We start from the raw sequence: 18243 nt of genomic DNA, 5'->3' as shown, positions 1-18243 counted from the left end.
CGAGGCCGCCGCCGGAGCGATTACAGGCCGAGCGCGTGCGCAGCGGCCTGCGCACGGGCGACGAGCTCCGCGCGCTGCTCGGCCACCCGCTCCGGCGCGGTGCCGCCGACGCCCGTGCGCGACGCGACGGAGCCCTCGATCGTGAGCACCTCGCGGACCTCGGGGACGAGGTGCGGCGACACCGACAGCAGCAGCTCGTCGGAGGCGTCCTCCAGCCCGATCCCCTGCTCCTCGCAGGCGCGAACGAGCGCGCCGGAGATCTCGTGGGCGTCGCGGAACGGCACGCGCCGCTTCACCAGCCACTCGGCGACATCCGTCGCCAGGGAGAACCCCTGCGGGGCGAGCGCGGCCATCCGCTCCGTGTGGAAACGCAGCGTCGCGATCATCCCGGCGAACGCCGGCAGCACGACCTCGAGCGTCTGCACCGAGTCGAACACCGGCTCCTTGTCCTCCTGCAGGTCGCGGTTGTACGCGAGGGGCAGGCCCTTGAGGGTCGCCAGCAGGCCGGACAGGTTGCCGATGAGACGCCCCGACTTGCCGCGCGCGAGCTCGGCGATGTCCGGGTTCTTCTTCTGCGGCATGATGCTGGATCCCGTGGAGTAGCCGTCGTCGAGGGTGACGAAGCCGAACTCCCGCGTGTTCCAGAGGATGATCTCCTCGGACAGGCGGGAGAGGTCGACCCCCGTCATCGCCGCGATGAACGCGAACTCCGCCACGACGTCCCGCGCAGCGGTGCCGTCGAGGGAGTTCTCCGCCGGCCGGTCGAGGCCGAGCTCCGTCGCGACGAGCGCGGGATCCAGGCCCAGGGTCGACCCCGCGAGCGCTCCCCCGCCGTACGGCGAGACACCGGCGCGACGGCGCCAGTCGACGAGGCGCTCGAGCTCGCGCACCAGCGGCCAGGCGTGGGCCTGGAGGTGATGGGCGAGCAGCACCGGCTGTGCGTGCTGCAGGTGCGTGCGGCCGGGAAGGATCGCGTCGGGATGCGCCTCCGCCTGTGCCACGAGCGCATCGATCACGCGCAGCAGGTCGCGCGCGATCACCCGGGCGTGGTCGATCAGGTACATCCGCACGAGCGTGGCGATCTGGTCGTTCCGGCTGCGGCCGGCGCGGAGGCGTCCGCCCAGCTCCGGACCCAGCTCGGCGATCAGCGCCTGCTCGAGCGCGCCGTGCACGTCCTCGTCGGTGGGCAGCGGCTGCAGGGTGCCGTCGGCGACCTTGCGCGCGACGGCGTCGAGGCCCTCGTGCATCCGGGCGGCCTCATCCGGCTCCAGGTACCCCGCGGCGGCCAGCGCCGTGGCATGCGCGTGGGATCCCGCGATGTCGTACGGCGCCAGGATCCAGTCGAAGTGCGTCGACCGGCTCAGCTCGACGAGCTCCGGCGACGGACCGGTGGCGAACCGCGCGCCCCAGAGCGCGCCCTCGTTGGTTCCTTCGTGCGAGCCGGCCATCACGCGTCCTTCTTCCCGAGGAGCCAGACCAGCAGGGCCTTCTGGGCGTGCAGGCGGTTCTCCGCCTCGTCCCAGACCACGCTCTGCGGACCGTCGATGACCGCGGAGTCCACCTCGTAGCCGCGGTCGGCGGGGAGGCAGTGGATGAAGATCGCGTCGTCGTGCGCGAGTTCCATCGTCTCCGGTGTGACCTTGTAGCCGCCGAGGTCGCGGATCCGCGCGAGCTTCTCCTCCTCCTTGCCCATCGACACCCAGGTGTCGGTGACGACGACGTCGGCACCGGCGGCCGCCTCGACCGGGTCGGTGAAGAGCGTGATCGATCCCCCGGTCTCCCCGGCGCGGCGGTCGGCCGCTTCGATCACGTCGGCGCGCGGTGCGTAGTCCTCCGGCGAGGCGATGCGCACGTGCATGCCGGCCGTGACGCCCGCGAGCGCGTAGGAGTGCGCCATGTTGCTCTGGCCGTCGCCGAAGAACGTCAGCGTCAGGCCCTTCAGGTCGCCCTTGTGCTCACGGATCGTCAGCAGGTCGGCGAGGAGCTGGCAGGGGTGGAAGTCGTCGGACAGCGCATTGATCACGGGGACCCGGGTGCCGGCGGCCATCTCCTCCAGGCCCGACTGCGCGTAGGTCCGCCACACGATCGCGGCGACCTGGCGCTCGAGCACGCGGGCCGTGTCGGACGGCGTCTCCTTCCCGCCGAGCTGGCTGCTCGCCGTGGAGATGATGAGCGGCGTGCCGCCGAGGTCGGCGATGCCGACGGCGAACGAGACGCGCGTCCGGGTGGACGACTTGTCGAAGATCACCGCGACGGTCTGCGGGCCGGCGAGGCTCTTGTCTGCCCAGCGATCCTTCTTGAGCTCGAGCGCGAGATCGAGGATCTCCGCCTGCTCGGCGGGCGTCAGATCGTCGTCGCGCAGCAGGTGGCGGGTCATGCGGGGACCTTTCCGGTGGCGGAGGTGTGGACGTCGGAGAGAGCGGCGGCGAACAGCTCGCGGAACTCCGCCAGCTCCGCGTCGCCGATGGTGAGCGCCGGCGCGACGCGCACGGTCTCGGGGTTGGCGGCGTTGACGATGAGACCGCGGTCCTGCGCGGCGGCGACCACCGCACCCGCCACCGGCTGCGTCAGCGCGACGCCCACGAGGAGTCCGCGGCCGCGGACGCCGCCGACCAGCGGGGAGTCGATGCCGAGGATGATGTCCCGCAGCTCGGCGCCACGGCGCGCGGCGTTGTCGACGAGGTCGGCGCGCTCGATCTCGGCCAGCACCGCGTCCGCCACGGCCGTCGCGAGCGGGTTGCCGCCGAACGTGGAGCCGTGCGAACCGGGGGTGAACAGGGCGCTCGCGGCCCCGTAGGTGACGAGGGCGCCGATCGGGAATCCCCCGCCGATGCCCTTCGCGAGCGTGATGGCGTCGGGCGTGATGCCCTCGTGGCTGAATCCGAACCAGGCGCCGGTCCGGCCCGCGCCCGTCTGGATCTCGTCGACGATGAGCAGGGCGCCGTGCGCGAGGGTCAGCGAGCGTGCCGCGGCGAGGTAGCCCTCGGGCAGCTCGACGACGCCGGCTTCACCCTGGATCGGCTCCACGATGACGGCGGCGACGCGGTCGTCCATCGCGGCCTCCAGCGCTTCGATCGTGGCCGGGATGTGCTCCACGCCTCCGGGCATCGGCGCGAACGGCGCACGCATCGACTCCTTGGCCGTGAGCGCGAGCGAGCCCATCGTCCGGCCGTGGAAGCCGTTCTCCAGTGCGAGGATGCGCGGACGCTCCGCCCCGCCGTGCAGACGGGCGAGCTTGAACGCGGCCTCGTTGGCCTCGGCACCCGAGTTCGAGAAGAACACGCGACCATCGATCCCCGCGCCGGCAAGGCGCTTGAGTCGGGCGGCGAGCGCGAGCTGCGGCGGAGTCGCGAAGTAGTTGGAGACGTGCGCGAGGGTGGCGGCCTGCCGGGACACCGCATCGACGAACACCGGGTGCGCGTGACCGAGGGAGGTCACCGCGATGCCGGCGAGGAAGTCGAGGTAGCGTCGGTCTTCGGCGTCCCACAGGTACGAGCCCTCACCGCGGGTCAGCAGCGCGAGGCGCTCCCCCGCGTTGAGCACGAGATCACGTGCCGCGTCGTCCTGCCAGACGGTCATGCCGTCGCCCCTTTCTCTCCCAGGACCACTTCGGTCCCGATTCCCTTGCTGGTGAACAGTTCGACGAGCACCGAGTGCGGCACCCGTCCGTCGATGATCGCCGCCGCGTCGACGCCGCCCTCGACCGCATCGAGGCACGCGCGCATCTTCGGGATCATCCCCGACTCGAGGCGCGGAAGCATCTCGACGAGCGCGTCCGACGTCAGGTGCGACACGAGCGAGTCCCGGTTGGGCCAGTCGGCGTACAGCCCCGGCACGTCGGTGAGGATGACGAGCTTGCGCGCACCGAGGGCCACGGCCAGCGCGGCAGCCGCGGCATCCGCGTTGACGTTGAGCGACTGCCCCGGGTGGTCGAGGTCGGGCGCGATGCTCGACACGACCGGGATCCGCCCCGCGGCGAGATGGTCGAGCACCGGCGTCGGGTCGACCTGGACCACGTCGCCCACGCGGCCGAGGTCCACCTCCTCGCCGTCGATCATCACACCCCGACGGCGGCCGCCGAAGAGCCCGGCGTCCTCGCCGCTGAGTCCGGTGGCGATGGGGCCGTGCGAGTTGATCTTCGAGACGAGCTGCGGGTTCACCTGGCCGGTGAGGACCATCCGCACGACGCCGATGGCCTCGGTGTTGGTGACGCGGTACCCGCCCTTGAACTCGCTGGGGATCTCCAGCCGCTGCAGCATGTCGGAGATCTGCGGCCCGCCGCCGTGCACGACCACGGGCTGCACACCGACGTAGCGGAGGTACGCGATGTCCTGGGCGAAGGCCTCCTGCAGCTCGTCCGAGACCATGGCGTTCCCGCCGTACTTGACGACGACGATCTGGTCGCGGAACTTCTTCAGCCACGGCAGCGACTCGATGAGGGTGGTGGCCTTCTGCGCCGCGATGTCCGGCGTGGTGTCCTGGATGTCGGTCATGAGGCGTAGGCGCTGTTCTCGTGCACGTAGTCGTGGGTGAGGTCGTTCGTCAGCACCGTGGCGGTGGCCTCTCCGACCTTGAGGTCGATCATCAGGTGCGTGGCCCGCGGCGTCAGGTCGACCTCCTCGCGGGGGCGGTCCGGCCCGCCGGCGGTGCAGACTCGGACGCCGTTCATCCACACGTCGACGTCGTACGGGTCGAACTGCGCGGCCGTCGTGCCGATCGCCGCGAGGACGCGGCCCCAGTTCGGGTCGTTGCCGAAGATGGCGGCCTTGAACAGGTTGTTGCGGGCGACCGAGCGGCCGACCTCGACGGCGTCCTGCTCGGAGACGGCGTGCTGCACCTCGATCGTGATGTCGTGGCTCGCGCCCTCCGCGTCGCCCTGCAGCTTGACCGCGAGCTCCTGGCAGAGCGCGGTGAGCGCCTCGGCGAAGTCGTCGAGGTCGGGGACGACCTCGGAGGCGCCGTTGGCGAGTAGCGTCACCTGGTCGTTGGTCGACATGCAGCCGTCGGAGTCGAGGCGGTCGAACGTGCGTCCCGTCGCCCGACGCAGCGCCTCGTCGGCCTGGAGCGGTTCGAGCACGGCGTCGGTGGTGAGCACCACGAGCATCGTCGCCAGACCCGGGGCGAGCATGCCCGCGCCCTTCGCCATGCCGCCGATCGTCCAGCCGTCGCGGGTCACCACAGCGGTCTTCGCGACCGTGTCCGTGGTCATGATGGCGTGCGCGGCGCTCTCCCCACCGTCCGCGCTCAGCGCGGTGATCGCCTGCGCGGTACCCGCGAGGACCTTCTCGCGGAAGACCTCGTCCCCCGTCCCGATGAGCCCCGTGGAGCAGACGAGCACGTCGCCCGCGCTGATGCCGAGCAGCTCGGCCGCCTTCTCCGCGGTCTGGTGGGTCGTCTGGAACCCGAAGCTCCCGGTGAAGCAGTTCGCACCGCCGGAGTTGAGGACGACGGCCTCGACCACGCGGTCCGCGACGGCCTGCTGCGACCAGATGATGGGGTTGGCCTTGGCGCGGTTGCTCGTGAAGACGGCGGCGCCGACCTTGCGGGGGCCGCGGTTGACCACGACGGCGACATCGGGCTTGCCGGTCGACTTGAGTCCGGCGGCGACCCCGGCCGCCTCGAATCCTGCGGGGGCGGTGACGCTCACGGGGCGACTCCGTTCACTGAGAGGGCGCGGGTCTCGGGAAGCCCCAGCGCGATGTTCATGGACTGGACGGCAGCTCCGGCGGTGCCCTTGACGAGGTTGTCGACGGCGGTGACCACCGTCACGCGGTTCGCGGCGCGATCGATCGCGAGGCCGAGGAGGGCCGTGTTCGCCCCGAGCACGTCCGCCGTGCGCGGGAAGCTCCCCTCCGGCAGCAGCTGGACGAAGGTCTCGTCGCCGTAGGCGCTCTCCCATGCCTGACGGATCTCGGCGTCGCTCACACCCTCGACGATCGGCGCTGTGGACGTGGCGAGGATGCCGCGCGACATCGGCACGAGGACCGGAGTGAACGAGATCCGGATGTCTTGGGTCCCTGAGCCCGTCGAAGGGCGGGCGGCGGCGAGCGCCTGACGGATCTCCGGGATGTGGCGGTGCGTGCCGCCGACGGCATAGGGGTTCGCGGAGCCGAGGATCTCGCTGGCGAGGAGATTCGTCTTCAGGCTCTTGCCCGCCCCGGACGGGCCGACGGCCAGGACGGAGACGATGTCGCCCGGGTCGATCACGCCGGCCGCGACACCGGGGGCGAGGCTCAGGCTCACCGTGGAGGCGTTGCAGCCGGGTGCGGCGATCCGGGTCGCGCCACGGAGCGCGTCCCGCTGCTTGCCCCCTCCGACGAGGAGCTCGGGCACGCCGTACGTCCACGGCTCATGGAAGGACCCGCCGTAGAACGCGTCCCACTCCGCCGACGAGGTGAGCCGGTGGTCCGCTCCGGCGTCGATCACCAGCGGGGTGTCGCCGAGGGCGTCCGTGTACTGCCCGGACTGGCCGTGCGGGAGGGCCAGGAACACGATGTCGTGTCCGGCGAGGACCTCGGGTGTGGTGTCCTGCAGCGTCAGGTGGGCGAGTGAGCGGAGGTGCGGCTGATGGGCGACGAGGGGCTGTCCGGCGTTCGAGTGCGCCGTGACGGTGCGGATCTCGACGTCGGGGTGAGCGGCCAGGAGGCGCAGGATCTCGCCGCCTGCGTAGCCGGAGGCGCCGGAGACGGCGACGGAATACGTCATGCTTCTACCTTAACGGTCGGGTCCTCGACGATCTCGGGACCGGGGGCGGGGCCGGAGGCGGCGACACCGGCACTCGACCGCCGCGCGGACGCAGGCAGAAGGGCGGGGTCGCCTAGAATCGGCGGCCGCGACGTCGGCGCACGGCGATGACGCTCGGGCCGAGCGTCGAAGGAGCGGTGGCGACCGAAGGCATGCCGCGACGATAGCGCGGGCGTGTTCGGCACCGCAAATCCGGGGCGTCACACGACAGCGCGCGCGACCGGTGCGGCGAAGAAGGCCCGTTCGTGCGCGCTCGATGCGAGGAAGGCTCGCCGCATCCGCTCTCGGCCGGTGTGGTCGGCCCTCGCGGCCGCGGCGGCGACATGCGCGACAGCCTGCCGGGTGGCCTCCGCGAAAGCCGGATCCGCGTAGGTCGCCAGCCACGATGCATAGGGATGCCGGGGGTCGCGGGGCGCCACGCCGAACGCTCCGGCATGGAGCCGCTCCCCCAGGTCGGTGTAGAGCCAGAAGCACGGCAGCACGGCCGCGATCACCGTGGCGTAGTCCCCGCCGAAGGAGACGGCACGCAGGTGGTCGAGGTAGGCCACCGTGGCCGGGGCGGGCTCGGCGGCGAAGGTCGCGCCGCTCACCCCGGTCTCCGGCGTCAGCCACGACGCGTGCAGCTCCAGCTCGCCGCGGATCGCGCCGTGCGCGGCCTCGGCCCAGAACGCCTGCTCGTCGGGGGTCGGAGCGAGACGTGACGCCTCCGCGAGCACCCGGGCGTACTCGCGGAGGTAGAGGGCATCCTGCGCGAGGTAGAAGACGAAGGCGTCGCGGTCGAGAGTCCCCTCGGCGAGCGCGCGCACGAAGGGCAGCGCGTCGATGTCGCGGCGGATCGCGGCGGTCTCGTCCCACCAGGCCGCGGCCACCTCCTCCGGTGTCGGCCGGGTCTCGACCCCGCCGCGCGCCCAGAGTCCCGAGAAGGGATGGATCGGGCCGTGTCCTCGCCCGATCTCCAGGTCGTCCGCCGCACGGAGGGACTCCCGCAACCAGGCGCGCGCGGCGCGGACCGCGATCGCGGGATCGTCGCCCCGCGCCAGTCGTGTGGCCAGAGCCGCGGACAGCGAGCAGCCGGTGCCATGGGTGTTCTCCGTGCGGATGCGCGCGCCGGGGAACTCCGCGTGCGTACCGGCTGCCGTGTCGATCAGGGCGTCCGGTGCCTCGTCCCCGGGCAGATGCCCGCCCTTCACCAGCACCGCGGTCCCCATCGCGGCCGACAGCTCTCGCGCCGCGGCGAGCGCGTCCGCCCAGTCCGCCACCTCGTGACCGACGAGCCCCGCGAGCTCGGCGAGGTTCGGGGTGACCACGGTCGCCAGGGACAGCAGGCTCCGCAGCTCGCGCTCCGCATCGGGGTGGAGCAGCCGATCCCCCGAGGTCGCGATCATGACCGGGTCGAGCACGACGATCGGGGGCTGTGCGTCCCGGAGCCACGCGGCGACGGTCCGGATCACCTCCACGTCCGCGAGCATGCCGATCTTCACGGCGTCGATGCGGATGTCGTCACCGACGGCGTCGAGCTGCGCCCGGAGGAAGTCCGCGGGAGGAACGTGCACGGCGCGGACGCCCTGCGTGTTCTGGGCGGTCAGGGCTGTCAGGGCCGCCATGCCGTAGCCCCCGTTCGCGGCGATCGCCTTGAGGTCGGCCTGGATGCCCGCGCCCCCGGACGGATCACTGCCGGCGATGCTGAGCACGTGCGGCACCGCCCGCCCGAGCCAGCGTCGACGGAAGGCCGCGGCGGCTGTCCGGGGGTCGCCCGCCGCGCACAGCGCCGACACCACCGCGATCCCGGCCGCGCCGGCCGCGCGCAGCGCCACCGTGTCGTCGAGCTCCACCCCGCCGATCGCGACGCACGGCAGCGCACTGCGCGCGGCGAACGCGGCGAAGCCGTCGATGCCGAGCGGGGCCGGGTGGTCGGGCTTGGTGCGCGTGGGGCGGATCACGCCGACCCCGAGGTAGTCGACCGTGCCGGGCGGCAGCGCGGCGACCTCCTCGAGGTGCACGGAGGTGTTCGCGGTCAGCCCGATCAGGGCCTCCGGGCCGAGGAGCTCGCGCGCGCGGAGCACCGAGGCGTCCGCCTGACCGAGGTGCACCCCGTCCACCCTGGCGCCGCGACGACGGGCCTCGACGGCCGCATCGAGGCGATCGTTCACGACGAGCAGCGCGCGACCGTCGATGGCCGCGGACAGAGCGAGGAGCTGCACGACGGTCTCCTCGTCCGTCGCCTCCTTGTCGCGCAGCTGCACGATGCGGACGCCGCCGGCCACCGCTTCGCGGACGGTCGCGACCACCCCGCGTGCGCCGCACAGCGACCGATCGGTGACGAGGTAGAGGGACAGGTCGACGGTCATCGGGTCTCCTCCTCGACGCGGGCGCGGTCCCGGAGATCCGCCGGGGTCACAGCGGACAGCGCATCGAGCAGTCCGACGGCGAAGCTGCCCGGTCCGCGGGAGGTCTCCGCCGCCTGCTCGGCCGCGACCGTGTAGACGAGGGTCGCCGCGGCCACCGCCGTCAGCGCATCGGTCCCGGTACCGCGGGACGCCCCGAGGAAGGCCGCCATCACCGCGCCCAGCGCGCAGCCGCCGCCCGTCACCCGCGTGAGCAGCTCGTGCCCGTTGGCGATGCGGATCACCCGTTCCCCGTCGGTGAGGAGGTCGACCGGGCCGGAGACGGCGACCACGGAGCCGTACCGGTCGGCGAGCTCGCGCGCAGACGAGGCCGCCGCCTCGGTGCCGTCCGTCGCATCGACGCCGCGGCCGCCGCTGCTGTGCCCGGCGAGCGCGAGGATCTCCGACGCGTTGCCGCGGATGGCGGTCGGGCGCCGCGCGGCCAGCTCGTGGGCCAGCGCCGTCCGCACCGGGAGCGTGCCGATCGCGACGGGGTCGAGCACCCAGGGCGTGGCGGCGGCGAGCGCTCCGGCCACGGCTTCCCGACTCGCCTCCCGCTGCTCCGGGGTCGGCGTCCCGAGGTTGACGAGGAGCCCCGAGGCGGCACCCGCGAACGGTCCGGCTTCGCCGACGATGTCGACCATCGCCGGCGCCGCGCCGAGCGCGAGCAGCACGTTGGCGGTGAACCCCGTCACGACGGCGTTCGTGAGGCAGTGCGTCAACGGCGGCGCAGCCCGGACCTCCTCCCGCAGCCTTCCCGCCGTGACGGCGAGGTCGAGGACGGATTCCGGACGCACAGGATCGCTCATTGCGACATCCCTTCGCTAGTACGAACTAGATCAGGTTCGACGGGTGTGATCTCAGCCGCGGATGCGGCACCCCGTGTCACTGCCTCGCAGTCTAGCGAGCGAAGGCGTCGAGCAGCGCCCGCTCCTCCGTCCGCGTGAGTCCGGCGCGGCGCTCCCGGTCCACGCCCCGTTCGCGCTCATCCGCCACGACGCGTTCCAGCGTCTCTTCGAGAGGCCGGATCCTGCCTCCGCTGCGCCGGTACCGCGCGTTCGAGCGGGTCATGAATCCGCTCATGTCGGGCGGCAGCCACAGCGGGAGCGAGCGCGGCCCCGCCCAGTACGCGACACCCTCCGCGACGAGACGCTCCTCCGTGCCGACGATGACCGGACCGGTGTGCCCGGTGGAAGCGCGCACCGTACGCAGCACGTCCTCCAGGTCGCGCACGTCGCCGATCGCGTTGACGGCGCCGGTGACAGTGGCGGACATGACGAAGGCGGCGACGTCCTCGACGTCGATGACCTCCGCCGTGCGCCCGTCGAGCGGCGGGAGCAGCACCGGCTCGTCCAGGGCCCGGAGGAACGCCGCGGCCCAGTAGCCGAAGCGATCGCTCGGGTCGCCGTCGCCGACGATGAGGCCGGGACGGACGAGGAGCGCGCGGTCGCCGAGGCTCTCCTGCACGGCGTCCTCCGCCGCGACCTTCTGCCGCGCGTAGTCGTCGTCCTCACCGGCCTGCGCCGCCGGGTGGCGCGGGGCCGACTCGTCCGTCCCGACCGTCTCGTCGTCGCGGTACACCGACATCGACGAGATGTACGTCCACCGGGCGGCACGGTCGCCGAGTGCGCGGACCGCCCCGGAGACGTGATCGACGCGGGAGGAGACGTCGACGACGTGGTCCCAGTCCGTCCGCGAGACGACGTCATAGGCGTCCTCGTCGTCGCGGTCGGCGAGCACGAGGGTCGCTCCCGGTGGCGCCGGGCGCCCGCCGCGGGCCAGGCAGGTCACCGACGCCCCCGCCCCCAACGCGTGCGCGGCGATGCGCCCCGACAGCCATCCGGTTCCCCCCAGGATCAGCACATCCGTCATGTGCCCATGTCATCAGGATCGACGACTCGGGGAAAGGGCCTCCGCTCAGAGCGGAGCGACACAGGCCACCCCGCGAGCACAGGCCCTCACGCGAGCACAGGCCCTCACGCGAACACCGCCCACCACGCGAGCTCAGGCCCTCACGCGAGCACAGGCCATGGGCGCTGCTGTCGCCTGATGCTGCGCGAACGCCTGATGCCGCGCGGCCTCGGCGCCGTCGCGGAGGCCGGCCCCGAAGCGGTCAGGGGACGACGATCTCGTCGAGGCCGTCCAACACCGGGATCGTCCACGACGGGTCCGGTCGCCAGTCGATCCACTCCCGATCGAACGGCCAGTCGCCGGCATGGAACGACGCGATGGCCGCGACCGCGTGCCGCTCGATCTGCGCGGCCTGCGCGGCGGTCAGCCGTCCCTGGTCGACGGCGGCGACCAGCTCGTCCTCGTCCTTCATCGCCACGCGCCCGTCCTGTGCGATCTCGACGTCGAGGACGTGATCGGAGGTGTAGGTGGCACTGTCGGTGCGCAGGTGCGCGTTCTCGAGGTTGACGTACCAGCCGGCGAAGTCCCACGTCGTCCCGGTGACCGAGCTCCAGAACAGCCAGACCGACCACGGCACTCCCGCGGGCGCGATGCGCAGGATGCCGTTGCCCCACCACTCCTCGACGATCCGGCGCCGGGGCTCCCGCCACCGCCGATCGAGCGGGACGGTCCGGACGCGCTCCCCGTCCCGCGTGCCCTGACCTTCCTGCTGCGTCCCGGCGGCGAGCCACGCGACGAGACCGCGCTCATCGTCACGGACGACGCGCATGGGGGTGACGGTCGCCGCCTCCCCCGTGGTCCACCCCGGCTTGCGGTAGTGCCAGTCGAGCTGCGCACCCGGCGAGAGGAACGGCCCCTCCCCGAGCGATCGCGCTCCGGCGGGGACCGAGGGTGGCGTGGGCTGCAGGAGGAGGCTCGTCATCCGGCCACGCTATCGCGAGAGCGCACGGCTCCCCGGAAAGGAGCCGTGCGCTCTCCCGATCAGTCGCGGAGGGCGGCGCCGAAGCGCTCCGCGGCGACGGCGACGCCCGCCATCTTCACCTCGGAGGCCTCCGCGGCGGTCAGCGTGCGGTCGTCGGCCCGGAAGCGCAGGGCGAACGTCAGCGACTTCGATCCCTCGGGCACGCCCTCGCCGCGGTAGTCGTCCACGAGCCGGACCGACTCCAGCAGCGCGCCGGCGCCCTCGATGAGAGCCGCGCGGACCTCGCCCGCCGGCACCTCGGCCGGCAGCGTGAGCGAGACGTCCTGCGTCGCGGCCGGGAACGTGGACAGCGACGCCGCCACGATGCGTCCTCCGGCGAGCGTGAGCAGCCGGTCGAGGTCGAGTTCCAGCACGGTGGCGCGGCCGGGCAGGTCGGCCTCCTCCGCGACGGCGGGATGCAGCTCGCCGACATAGCCGATCTCCTCGCCGGCGGCGACCAGCGCACCGGTGCGTCCGGGATGGAGCGCGGCGCGCTGCGTCTGCACGACGTCGATCTCGATGCCCGCGGCGGCCCCGATCACGCGGACCGCGTCGAGCGCCTCGACGAGCCCGGCGGCCTCGGCGGCACGCCCCGGCTGACGCGGCGACACATTGCCGGTCAGCAGCACCGCGACGTGGCGCTCCTGCGGGGGGATGGAGGCGTCGAGCTCGGCGAGCACCTCATCCGACGGCCGGACACCCAGCGGCGGGACCTCGGCGGTGCCGTACTCCACGCCGGGCTCCGGGACGAACACGGCCCCGGTCTCGAACAGCGCGAGATCCGTGAGCCCGCGCGAGATGTTGCGGTGCGCGGTCTGCAGCAGACCCGGGATGAGCGAGCGCCGCAGGAACGGCACCTGGCCGTCGAGCGGGTTCGCGAGGCGGATGCTGGGCAGGTGCTCACCGGACGCGGAGCCGTGCAGATCGTTCTGCGCCTCGGTCGTGAACGGGAACGCCGGAGTCTCCACGAACCCGGCGGCCGCGAGAGCGTTCGCCACGCGGCGACGCCCCTGCTGGTGGGCCGTGAGGCCGCGGCCGGACGGCGGCGTCGGCAGCACCGCGGGGATGCGGTCGAGTCCGTGGATGCGGGCGACCTCCTCGGCGAGCGTCCACTTGTCGGTGAGGTCCGGGCGCCAGGTCGGCGGGATGACCGTCCACCCGCCCTGGGTCCCTTCGCCGTCCGCCTGGGTCCCTGAGCCTGTCGAAGGGCTGACCTCCGCCCCGATCGTCGTGAGCGCCCCGGTGATCTCGTCGTCGGTGTAGTCGACGCCGATCAGCCCCTGCACGAAGCCGCGCGGGAGCTCGATCTCGGCGACGAAGACCTCGGCGAAGAGCGCGCCACCTTCCTCCGTGAGCGTGCCACCGGCGAGCTCGACCATGAGGTCGGCCGCGCGCCGTGCCGCGACGAACGGGATCAGCGGGTCGACGCCGCGCTCGAAGCGCTTGGACGCCTCGCTCGGGAGCTTGTGCCGGCGGGCCGTGCGGGCGATGGTCGTCGCGTCGAAGGTTGCCGCCTCGATGAGCACGTTCCGCGTGGTGTCGCTCATCTCGGTGGTGCCGCCGCCCATGACACCGGCGAGGCCGATCGGACCGGAGTCGTCGGTGATGAGGAGGTCTTCGACGTGCAGCTTCCGCTCCACGCCGTCGAGCGTGGTCATCTTCTCCCCCGGCGTCGCGCGCCGGACGGTGATGCCGCCCGTGAGCTTGTCGAGGTCGTAGCCGTGCAGCGGCTGCCCGAGCTCGAGCATGACGTAGTTCGTGATGTCGATGAGCACCCCCAGCGACCGCATGCCGGCGAGGCTCAGGCGCGCGATCATCCACGGCGGGGTGGGCCGCGACGGATCGACGTCGCGCACGACCCGGGTGACGAACTCGCTCGCGCCGACCTTGCCGCGCACCGGCGCCTGGTCGTCGACCACGGCCGTGTGTCCGGAACCGGGCTGCAGCTCGGCGAAGTCACGCTCGGCGGGGTCGCGGAAGGCCGCCCCCGTGGCGTGGGAGTACTCACGGGCGACGCCGCGCACCGAGAACGCGTAGCCGCGGTCCGGCGTGACGTTGATCTCCACCGCGACGTCGTCGAGGCCCAGCAGCGCGATCGCGTCCGTGCCCACGGGCGCATCGATGCCGAGGTCGCTCAGCACGACGATGCCGTTGTGCTCGTCGCCGAGACCCAGCTCGCGCGCGGAGGCGATCATGCCGTCGGAGACGTGACCGTAGGTCGTGCGGGCGGCGATCGGGAACGGACCGGGAAGCACGGCGCCGGGCAGGGTCACGACGACCTTGTCCCCGACGACGAAGTTGTGCGCGCCGCAGACGATCCCGCGGACGCCGCCATGCTCGGGGCCGACGTCGACCTGGCACCAGTTGATCGTCTTGCCGTTCGACTGGGGCTCCGGCTCGAGCGAGACGACCTGGCCGACCACCACGGGACCCGTGATGTCGAAGCGGTGCACGTCCTCCTCTTCGAAGCCGACGGTCACCAGCGCCGCGAGGACGTCCTCGGGCGTGGCATCCGCTGCCAGATCGACGTACTCACGCAGCCACGAAAGCGGGACGCGCATCACACCACCATCCCGTACTGCTCGCTGAAACGGACATCGCCCTCGGCCATGTCGCGCATGTCCTGCACATCGCTGCGGAACATCAGGCCCCGCTCGATGCCCATGCCGAACGCGAAGCCGCTGTACACCTCGGGGTCGATCCCGGCCGCGCGCAGCACGTTTGGGTTGACCATGCCGCAGCCGCCCCACTCGATCCAGCGCGCGCCGCCCTTGAAGGTCGGGTGCCACAGGTCGAGCTCGGCGGAGGGCTCGGTGAAGGGGAAGTAGTTCGTGCGGAAGCGGGTCTTGGCCTCCGGGCCGAAGAGCTGCTTCGCGAAGTGGTCGAGCGTGCCCTTGAGGTGCGCCATCGTGATGCCCTTGTCGACGACCAGGCCCTCGAACTGCGTGAAGACGGGGAGGTGCGTGGCGTCGAACTCGTCGGTGCGGTACACGCGGCCCGGGCACAGCACGTAGATGGGGACCTCGCGGTTCAGCATCGACCGCACCTGCACCGGGCTCGTGTGCGTGCGCATGACGAGGTGGCGCGAGGTCGGGTCGACGTAGAAGGTGTCCTGCTCCTGACGGGCGGGGTGATCGACGTCGAAGTTGAGGGCGTCGAAGTTGAACCACTCGTGCTCGAGCTCCGGCCCCTCCGCGATCTCCCACCCCATGCCGACGAAGATGTCCTCGACGTGGTCCTGCAGGAGAGCGAGCGGGTGCCGGGCGCCCACGCGCGTCCGCGACGGGACGGCGGTGATGTCGACGCGCTCGGCCTCCAGGCGCGCGGCGACCTCGGCGGCGGCCAGCTCGGCCTCCTTCGCCGCGAGCGCCTGGTTCACACGACCGCGGCCCTGACCGACGAGCTTGCCGAACGCGGCCTTGTTCTCGGGGGCGACCTGGCGCATCGAGGCGTTCAGGACCGCGAGCGGCGATCCCTCCGCGACGTGCGCCGCACGGGCGGCTTTCAGCGTGGCGGTGTCGGCGGCCGCGTCGATCGCCGCGAGGGCGTCGGCGACAGCGGCTTCGACCGCTTCGGGGGTGATTTCCGGAGACTCTGACACGGGAGTCGAGTCTACCGGCGCGGGACGGGCGCCCCGCGCCGGTAGCCGCTCAGAGGCCGGAAGCGCCGGAGTTGTTGGCGTCGAACTTGCCCAGCCCGCGCTGCGCCACGATGAGCGACGTGTTCGTCTCGCCGTCGTGCTGGCGAGGGTCCGCCTCGTCCGGTCCGGCCTTGGCCGAGCGCTTCGCCCGACGCTGCAGGCGGTAGGCGATGTAGGACAGCACCAGACAGACCGCGACGTACATCGAGCCGCCGACGATCGCGGCGGGGATCAGCGGCGACCCGTAGGGCGCCTGATTGCCGATCTGGTTGATGACGTACAGCAGCTCCTGGTACGTGATGATGAAGCCGAGCGCGGTGTCCTTCAGCGCCACCACGAGCTGCGCGATGATCACGGGCATCATCGCTCGGACGGCCTGCGGGATGAGGATGAAGTACATGACCCCGGTCTTGCGCAGGCCGATCGCGTAGCCGGCTTCCTTCTGTCCGCGCGGCAGCGACTCGATCCCGGCACGGAGTACCTCCGCGAGCACGGAGCCGTTGTAGACGATGAGCGCGATGACCACCGCGTAGTACGGGGGCATCCGGATGCCGATGACCGGGAGGCCGTAGTACAGCAGCATCATGAGGATCAGGACGGGGATCGCCCGCATGATCTCGATGATCCACCGCACGGGTTCGCGCACCCAGGCGTGCTCGGAGAGGCGGCCGATGCCGAGGACGAAGCCGAGGACCAGCGAGCCGACACCGGCGACGGCGAAGGCGGAGAGCGTGCTGAGCAGGCCCTCCCCGAACCGCACCCAGACCGCCGAGTAGGTGAAGATGTTCCACTTCTCCGCGGAGAACTGGCCGGTGGCGTACAGGCGCCAGACCACCCAGCCGAGCACGGCGAGGACGACGAGGATCGTGACGGCACCGATGATCCGGTTGCGGGCGACCGCGCGGGGGCCCGGGACGTCGAACAGGACGGAACTCATCGCGCGATCCTCCACTTGTTCTCGAGCACGCGCTGCACCCAGCTCAGGAGCAGCACGAGCACGACGAAGATGACCATGACCCAGAGCAGCACGACGAGGGCGTTCTCGCCCCGCTCGCTGAGTGCCGCCCGGATCGTGCCGAGGTTGACCACCGAGAAGCCGGCGGCCACCGTGGTGTTCTTCATGAGGGCGATCAGCACGCTCATGAGCGGCGGGACCACGGACCGCGTGGCCTGGGGCAGCACGACGAAGCGCATGACCTGGCCGAAGTTGAGGCCGATGGCCCGTGCCGCCTCCGCCTGTCCGACCGGCACCGTGTTGATGCCGGCGCGGATCGCCTCCGCGACGTACGTGGCGGTGTAGATGCCGAGGGCGATCGTGGCCAGCAGCAGGGAGTTGACCCGCTCCCCCAGCAGGATCGGAAGGCAGAACGCGAAGAAGAACATCACCAGCGTGAGCGGGGTGTTCCGGATCCAGTTCACGTACACGGCGCCCACGCCGCGCGCGATCGGGACCGGGGACACGCGGGCCGCTCCGACGATGAGTCCGAGCACCACGGCGATGAGGCCACCGCCGAGGAACAGCGCGATGGTTCCCCACAGCGCTTCACCCCAGAGGTCGAGGTGGTCCGAGATCACTCCCACTGCTGTGCCTTTCGGTTCGTTTCCGCGTCAGATCGACGCCGAGGAGGACGGGGGCGGCCGACGGACCGACCGCCCCCGGAGAGATCAACCGACCGGGTCGACCTCGGGCTGCTCGGCCTTCACACCGGAGGCGCCGAGGTTGTTGTCGAAGATCTGCTGCCAGATGTCGCCGCCGTCGGTGAGCTGCGTGTTGAAGTACTCGACGAGCGCGTCGTCGCCCTTCGCCACGCCGATGCCGTAGCGCTCCTCGCTGAACGGCTCGCCGACGACCTTGAGGTTGTCGGGGTCCTGCGCCGCGTAGCCGATGAGGATGGCCTCGTCGGTCGTGACCGCGTCGACCTGACCGTTCTTGAGGTCCTCGACGCACTTGGAGTACGTGTCGTACTCCTTCGTCTTCACCTCGGGGTAGTTCTCCTTGATGTTCTGGATCGGCGTCGAACCCGTCGCCGAGCAGACCGTCGTCGAGGAGTCGAGGTCGTCGACGCTCGCGATGTCGCTGTCGGCGGCGACGAGGAGACCCTGACCGGTGACGAAGTAGGGACCGGCGAAGGCGATCTGCTCCTTGCGCTTGTCCGTGATGGAGTAGGTGCCGACGTAGTAGTCGATGTCACCGTTGACGATGGCCTGCTCGCGGTTCGCCGAGGCGATCGCCTGGAACTCGATCTTCTCGGGGTCGACACCGAGGGACGCCGCCATCCAGCGGGCGATGTCGACGTCGAAGCCGGTGCGCTCGTTCGTCACGGGGTCGAGGTAACCGAGACCGGGCTGGTCCTCCTTGACGCCCACCTTGACGGTGCCCGACGAGGAGATGCGGTCGAACGTGGGGCTCCCCTCGATCGTGACGTCCTCCTCGACGGTCCAGGGCGTGCTGCTCGAGGCGTCGCCCTCGTCGCTGCCCGACGTGCCGGTGCTCGACGGCGTGCCGCTGTTGCAGGCCGTGAGCGCGAGCAGCGCCACCGTGGCGATCCCGAATCCGGCCAGTGTCCGTGTGCGTCGCATGTGCGTCTCCTTCGTGTGCTGTG

At 71.8% G+C, this 18243-nt stretch carries 15 protein-coding genes and 1 riboswitch; all 15 genes read right to left on the bottom strand.

Annotated features, from left to right (window positions below; genetic code table 11):
• Positions 1 to 20: 20 nt before the first annotated feature.
• Complete coding sequence (gene argH, locus B7W94_RS00460) at positions 21 to 1448, bottom strand: argininosuccinate lyase (RefSeq protein WP_085603568.1); 1428 nt, start codon at positions 1446 to 1448, stop codon at positions 21 to 23.
• Positions 1448 to 2377 (bottom strand): ornithine carbamoyltransferase, encoded by a 930-nt coding sequence (gene argF, locus B7W94_RS00455; protein ID WP_025105260.1) that lies wholly within the window; start codon positions 2375 to 2377, stop codon positions 1448 to 1450. The genes argH and argF overlap by 1 nt, the downstream gene beginning before the upstream one ends.
• The gene (locus B7W94_RS00450; RefSeq protein ID WP_025105261.1) at positions 2374 to 3579 is read right to left on the bottom strand and encodes an acetylornithine transaminase; all 1206 of its coding nucleotides are present in this window, start codon (positions 3577 to 3579) and stop codon (positions 2374 to 2376) included. Before B7W94_RS00450 ends, argF begins: the two co-directional genes overlap by 4 nt.
• The gene (gene argB / locus B7W94_RS00445; RefSeq protein ID WP_025105262.1) at positions 3576 to 4493 is read right to left on the bottom strand and encodes an acetylglutamate kinase; all 918 of its coding nucleotides are present in this window, start codon (positions 4491 to 4493) and stop codon (positions 3576 to 3578) included. Before argB ends, B7W94_RS00450 begins: the two co-directional genes overlap by 4 nt.
• Positions 4490 to 5647: a bifunctional glutamate N-acetyltransferase/amino-acid acetyltransferase ArgJ gene (argJ, locus tag B7W94_RS00440; RefSeq protein WP_025105263.1), complete on the bottom strand. Its 1158-nt coding sequence runs from the start codon at positions 5645 to 5647 to the stop codon at positions 4490 to 4492. The genes argB and argJ overlap by 4 nt, the downstream gene beginning before the upstream one ends.
• Entirely contained in the window at positions 5644 to 6705 is a 1062-nt protein-coding gene (argC, locus tag B7W94_RS00435) for an N-acetyl-gamma-glutamyl-phosphate reductase (protein ID WP_085603565.1), read from the bottom strand. The genes argJ and argC overlap by 4 nt, the downstream gene beginning before the upstream one ends.
• A gap of 239 nt (positions 6706 to 6944) precedes the next feature.
• Positions 6945 to 9092 (bottom strand): bifunctional hydroxymethylpyrimidine kinase/phosphomethylpyrimidine kinase, encoded by a 2148-nt coding sequence (gene thiD / locus B7W94_RS00430; RefSeq protein ID WP_085603562.1) that lies wholly within the window; start codon positions 9090 to 9092, stop codon positions 6945 to 6947.
• Complete coding sequence (gene thiM / locus B7W94_RS00425) at positions 9089 to 9937, bottom strand: hydroxyethylthiazole kinase (RefSeq protein ID WP_085603559.1); 849 nt, start codon at positions 9935 to 9937, stop codon at positions 9089 to 9091. Before thiM ends, thiD begins: the two co-directional genes overlap by 4 nt.
• A riboswitch (TPP riboswitch) is annotated at positions 9928 to 10021 on the bottom strand. (Overlaps the previous gene by 10 nt.)
• Positions 10022 to 10028: 7 nt before the next feature.
• Positions 10029 to 11000 (bottom strand): NAD-dependent epimerase/dehydratase family protein, encoded by a 972-nt coding sequence (locus tag B7W94_RS00420; RefSeq protein ID WP_085603556.1) that lies wholly within the window; start codon positions 10998 to 11000, stop codon positions 10029 to 10031.
• A 241-nt stretch (positions 11001 to 11241) separates the two neighbouring features.
• On the bottom strand, positions 11242 to 11961 hold the full coding sequence (locus B7W94_RS00415) for a DUF402 domain-containing protein (RefSeq protein ID WP_085603553.1): 720 nt from the start codon (positions 11959 to 11961) through the stop codon (positions 11242 to 11244).
• Between the two features lie 59 nt (positions 11962 to 12020).
• Positions 12021 to 14561, bottom strand: a complete 2541-nt coding sequence (gene pheT / locus B7W94_RS00410) for a phenylalanine--tRNA ligase subunit beta (RefSeq protein ID WP_085603550.1) — start codon at positions 14559 to 14561, stop codon at positions 12021 to 12023.
• The gene (pheS, locus tag B7W94_RS00405) at positions 14561 to 15601 is read right to left on the bottom strand and encodes a phenylalanine--tRNA ligase subunit alpha (protein WP_085603547.1); all 1041 of its coding nucleotides are present in this window, start codon (positions 15599 to 15601) and stop codon (positions 14561 to 14563) included. The genes pheT and pheS overlap by 1 nt, the downstream gene beginning before the upstream one ends.
• Positions 15602 to 15650: 49 nt before the next feature.
• Positions 15651 to 16577, bottom strand: a complete 927-nt coding sequence (locus B7W94_RS00400; RefSeq protein ID WP_085603593.1) for an amino acid ABC transporter permease — start codon at positions 16575 to 16577, stop codon at positions 15651 to 15653.
• The gene (locus B7W94_RS00395; protein ID WP_062636670.1) at positions 16574 to 17221 is read right to left on the bottom strand and encodes an amino acid ABC transporter permease; all 648 of its coding nucleotides are present in this window, start codon (positions 17219 to 17221) and stop codon (positions 16574 to 16576) included. The genes B7W94_RS00400 and B7W94_RS00395 overlap by 4 nt, the downstream gene beginning before the upstream one ends.
• Before the next feature lie 84 nt (positions 17222 to 17305).
• Positions 17306 to 18220, bottom strand: coding sequence for a glutamate ABC transporter substrate-binding protein (locus B7W94_RS00390; protein WP_085603544.1), 915 nt, complete (start codon positions 18218 to 18220; stop codon positions 17306 to 17308).
• Positions 18221 to 18243: the final 23 nt, after the last annotated feature.

This window comes from Microbacterium sp. LEMMJ01, from assembly GCF_002114135.1.
GTDB lineage: Bacteria > Actinomycetota > Actinomycetes > Actinomycetales > Microbacteriaceae > Microbacterium.
The sequence above is the reverse complement of the archived record's forward strand: the minus strand, read 5'-3'. Positions and strand labels throughout refer to the sequence as shown.

What these genes read in the sequence shown, in the direction of transcription:
- argH (WP_085603568.1), bottom strand. Translation starts at nt 1,448, where the DNA reads ATGGCCGGCTCGCACGAAGGAACCAACGAGGGCGCGCTCTGGGGCGCG.
- argF (WP_025105260.1), bottom strand. Translation starts at nt 2,377, where the DNA reads ATGACCCGCCACCTGCTGCGCGACGACGATCTGACGCCCGCCGAGCAG.
- B7W94_RS00450 (WP_025105261.1), bottom strand. Translation starts at nt 3,579, where the DNA reads ATGACCGTCTGGCAGGACGACGCGGCACGTGATCTCGTGCTCAACGCG.
- argB (WP_025105262.1), bottom strand. Translation starts at nt 4,493, where the DNA reads ATGACCGACATCCAGGACACCACGCCGGACATCGCGGCGCAGAAGGCC.
- argC (WP_085603565.1), bottom strand. Translation starts at nt 6,705, where the DNA reads ATGACGTATTCCGTCGCCGTCTCCGGCGCCTCCGGCTACGCAGGCGGC.
- thiD (WP_085603562.1), bottom strand. Translation starts at nt 9,092, where the DNA reads ATGACCGTCGACCTGTCCCTCTACCTCGTCACCGATCGGTCGCTGTGC.
- thiM (WP_085603559.1), bottom strand. Translation starts at nt 9,937, where the DNA reads ATGAGCGATCCTGTGCGTCCGGAATCCGTCCTCGACCTCGCCGTCACG.
- B7W94_RS00420 (WP_085603556.1), bottom strand. Translation starts at nt 11,000, where the DNA reads ATGACGGATGTGCTGATCCTGGGGGGAACCGGATGGCTGTCGGGGCGC.
- B7W94_RS00415 (WP_085603553.1), bottom strand. Translation starts at nt 11,961, where the DNA reads ATGACGAGCCTCCTCCTGCAGCCCACGCCACCCTCGGTCCCCGCCGGA.
- pheT (WP_085603550.1), bottom strand. Translation starts at nt 14,561, where the DNA reads ATGCGCGTCCCGCTTTCGTGGCTGCGTGAGTACGTCGATCTGGCAGCG.
- B7W94_RS00400 (WP_085603593.1), bottom strand. Translation starts at nt 16,577, where the DNA reads ATGAGTTCCGTCCTGTTCGACGTCCCGGGCCCCCGCGCGGTCGCCCGC.
- B7W94_RS00390 (WP_085603544.1), bottom strand. Translation starts at nt 18,220, where the DNA reads ATGCGACGCACACGGACACTGGCCGGATTCGGGATCGCCACGGTGGCG.